The organism is Furfurilactobacillus siliginis (assembly GCF_001437435.1).
GTDB lineage: Bacteria > Bacillota > Bacilli > Lactobacillales > Lactobacillaceae > Furfurilactobacillus > Furfurilactobacillus siliginis.
Genome location: NZ_JQCB01000002.1, coordinates 108,595 through 109,015 on the forward strand (window position 1 = coordinate 108,595; position 421 = coordinate 109,015).

Genomic DNA, 421 nt, shown 5'->3' on the forward strand with positions numbered 1-421 from the left:
ACAATCCTTGCGCAGCCTACGCTCTCGGCACGACATCTGGTCTCTGTTGCTAATAGCCTGGCGCTGGTGGAGTGTCTTTGCCCGCTTTGCGGGCAAAGCACAAATGCAGTGAACGTCGAAGAAAACTCGCTGCCACGGGAACTGCAGCGGCCGACGTTCACGCTATGTGATAGTTAACTACAAGTATAAAATAACCGCTCTAACAGTCTACGTACGCGTAGTTTGTTGGAGCGGTTATTTGATGTCGCGTCTGACTTTTACTTTGGCACTAACGGGTTAATGGTTGTGCCGCTCGCAAAGCGAGCGACACTCTCCGTCAAAACAGGGGAACAGTGACGGCGGAAAACTAGCCTGCCGGGAGTGTAGGGCTGCGAAGAATTCGCAAAGCCCGCAACGGTAAGGCACGCTAGTTTCCCGCCTG